General features: G+C 40.8%; 5 protein-coding genes. 4 read left to right on the top strand and 1 reads right to left on the bottom strand.

The annotated features are described in order from the left end of the window. The 4 genes from KGY70_19925 to KGY70_19910 form a co-directional block, all read left to right on the top strand. Positions 1-289 (top strand): hypothetical protein (locus tag KGY70_19925; GenBank protein ID MBS3777474.1); only part of this gene is annotated, 289 nt, incomplete at its 5' end. A 78-nt stretch (positions 290-367) separates the two neighbouring features. Then, positions 368-634, top strand: a complete 267-nt coding sequence (locus KGY70_19920; protein ID MBS3777473.1) for a hypothetical protein — start codon at positions 368-370, stop codon at positions 632-634. A 174-nt stretch (positions 635-808) separates the two neighbouring features. Further along, positions 809-1,060 carry a hypothetical protein gene (locus KGY70_19915; protein MBS3777472.1) on the top strand — a complete coding sequence of 84 codons (252 nt, stop codon included), beginning with the start codon at positions 809-811 and terminating at the stop codon, positions 1,058-1,060. Between the two features lie 5 nt (positions 1,061-1,065). Continuing rightward, positions 1,066-1,488 (top strand): PIN domain-containing protein, encoded by a 423-nt coding sequence (locus KGY70_19910; protein ID MBS3777471.1) that lies wholly within the window; start codon positions 1,066-1,068, stop codon positions 1,486-1,488. A gap of 590 nt (positions 1,489-2,078) precedes the next feature. Here the strand turns inward: KGY70_19910 and KGY70_19905 are convergent. Further along, on the bottom strand, positions 2,079-3,079 hold a 1,001-nt coding region (locus KGY70_19905), incomplete at its 5' end, for a PDZ domain-containing protein (GenBank protein MBS3777470.1).

The raw sequence follows: 3,079 nt of genomic DNA, 5'->3' as shown, positions 1-3,079 counted from the left end.
TTTTTATGCCCCGGAAAACATACTTGAATATAACGAAGAACATGCCTTTTCTGAATATGTTCAGTTTGCCGAACAGGTGGATGCACATTACGGAAAATACATCGGGGAGATCAAAGCTTTTAAATCTGAACTCCAGGAAGAGATGCTGAAAAAGCAGGATGAAGTCGAGGAAGAGGCCCTGGAACAGTATGACTCCAATAAGAAGGCTTCGATGCAGGTGCTTTTTGATTTTACAAAGAAATATCTGGACAAGACAAGGGAGCAAATGAAGCATATTCCGGATGACTAAAACGGATTTTTGCAATTGCAGAAAGTCGTTAATGAAACTTGTACTCAAACAACCGGGAAATATTCAAAAGGAACGCATTTGCTGGTTAAAACCGAAGCGAGTGAAACACAGCCTCTCAATGTGCATCTTGGTCCTGCCCGGGAGGTAACCAGTATGACCGATAAGCTTGAAACCGGTCAGGAAATTCAAATGAAAGTGTTCCGTACCGATAATCTGCCCGAAAATCAATATGTAGCAAAGGAATTTACAAGTAAAGGGAAAACTTATGAATTAAGAGATGCTGCTCTCAGACCTTTCTGGGCCGGTAACCGAAAAGGCCGCAGAGGCATGAGAAACAGGCAGTAATAGGGAATCCGACATTTGCCAGAGAAATATGCTCGTACAGATATGTGGGGTAGCGGGAAGGTAAGGACCCGCTCTACCCTAAATTTATACGTATCAAAATATAAATATTTGCACGTGTAATATTTTCTTTATATTTTTGTTTTAATATATAATTCTGATAAACACAAAAATATTATGAACACAAAGCTTACATTAACGATTGATAAAAATATCATAGAAAAAGCCAAGAAACATGCTAATGAAAAAGGAATCAGCCTGTCGGATATGGTTGAAAATTATTTAAAAATAATTACCAAAGAACAAGCTAAAACCAATATCGAGATCACTCCCCTGACAAAATCGTTAAGAGGCACTTTCAAAGCCCCGGCAGATTTTGATTATAAAAAGAAATTATCCGAAGGTTTATCTGACAAATATTTAAAGTAATCCTCATGCATAGAATCCTTATTGACACAGATATTGTTTTGGATTTCTTCTTTGATAGAGTGCCTTTTTCAGAAAATGCTGCACGAATTTTTTCTCTTTGTGAATCCCAAAAAATTAGAGGTTTTGTGACACCTGTAATATGCAGCAATACTTATTATATTTTAAGACAAACAGCTAATCATGAGAAAGTAATTGAGAAATTGAGTCAGCTTATGACCATTATGGAAGTAGTGCCCATGGATAAAGATGTTGTAATGCAGGCTCTGGCTTCAGGCTTTAAAGATTTTGAAGATGCTTTACAAAATTTTGCGGCGGTAAAATCAGATATTATTGAACTAATATTGACACGCAATGTAAAGGATTATAGTCTAAGTAATATCGGTGCTTTATCACCTGATAATTACTTGAAATTGATTTCTGACCGATAAGCTAGGAACCGGTCAGGAAATTCAAATGAAAGTGTTCCGTACCGATAATCTGCCCGAAAATCAATATGTAGCAAAGGAATTTACAAGTGAAAGGAAAACTTATGAGTTACGTGATGCTGCTCTCAGACCTTTCTGGGCGGGCAGGAAGTAAGCCTTTGCAGGGGAAAAATGCTTAAAGGATTTTAGATTGCGCTCCAGGCATGGTGTGTGCCTTATTGGAGTGAAGCAGTTGGAGCGCTATAAGGTTTGATAGTTTATAACCCCGGGTTTCACCCGGGGTTATCGCTGTTTGACCCCTAACGGGGTCATAAATTTATCGTTATCAATGAAATTAACTGATGCCCTAATTTGGACAAGCCAAAACCAAAAAGGATGCTTTCAAGGAATTTAATGTGTTTCCGTTATGGCTTGTCCAAATTAGCAAGCAAAATTTATGAGGCATAATTATATAAAGGTCATGATCTTTTTCAATTATTTTTATCTTTAAAAATTGCCTCATAAATTTTGCCACAGTACCTTATACCGGGCAAGTTTTGCCAAAAAAACAAGAATTTGACCGGTAAGGTACTAAATCAATGAATTGATATTATTCATTCTTTCCAATCAACCCTAACCGGAGGATCGGGTTTTTCTACTTCTTCCTTTTCCTCATCATCCAGTTGGTCCATAATCACTTCCACAGCTTGCTCCAGTTGAGGATCTTTGCCATTGATCACCTCTTTGGGGGTCATCTCCACTTCCACATCGGGTTTCACCCCTTCGTTTTCCACGATCCATTCTCCGTCTTTTGAGAATATCCCAAAGCGCGGCGCAGTGACATACCCTCCGTCCATCAACGTAGGGTAACCATAGATGCCAATGAGGATGCCTAAAGTGGTTTTACCCACCAAAGTTCCCAGGTCCTTTTGCTTGAAAAGGAAGGGCATCAGATCGCCTCCAGAGGCTGCATATTCATTGATCACCATGGCCTTCGGTCCGAATATACCTGCCCCGGGAGTGGTAGTGACCTTGCCGTCACGATGGCCCCAATAGTTCTCTATATCCCGGTCGAGCAGGTTGATCACATAGTCTGCTGCGGATCCTCCTCCGTTGAAGCGTTCATCAATGATAACGGCCTCTTTGTCGAGCTGGGAAAAGTAATACCGGTTGAAGAAATCATAGCCCCCCTGGCCTGTATTGGGCATGTACACATAGGCCACTCTGCCGTCAGTCATCTCATTAACCTTTTTCCGGTTGTTTTCAACCCAGTTCATGTTCCTTAGGTTTCTTTCGCTTTCTATGGGAACAACGGTTACTGTTCTTGCATCATCCGGATTGGGTTCGGAATGCACTTTCAGGCTTACCTGTTTGCCCACTGTATTCTGGAAAAGGTCGTATATATTCTGATCAGCCGTCAAAGGCTCACCATCCACAGCCAAAATATAATCTCCTTCATTAACATCTACTCCCGGCTGGGTCAGGGGTGCCTTGAAAGAAGGATTCCAGTTCAGTCCCGAGTATATCTTTTTGATGCGGTAGCGGTTGTCGGCAATTTCATAATCTGCACCCAACAACCCTGTTTTAACGCTTTCCTCATGGGGCATGTCGCCTC

This window comes from Bacteroidales bacterium, from assembly GCA_018334875.1.
GTDB lineage: Bacteria > Bacteroidota > Bacteroidia > Bacteroidales > UBA12077 > JAGXLC01.
Note: the sequence above shows the minus strand (reverse complement) of the source record. Positions and strands in the feature narration are given on the sequence as shown.

Bases quoted from the DNA above. Each gene is read 5' to 3' on its own strand.
- KGY70_19915 (MBS3777472.1), top strand. From the start codon at position 809: ATGAACACAAAGCTTACATTAACGATTGATAAAAATATCATAGAAAAA.
- KGY70_19910 (MBS3777471.1), top strand. From the start codon at position 1,066: ATGCATAGAATCCTTATTGACACAGATATTGTTTTGGATTTCTTCTTT.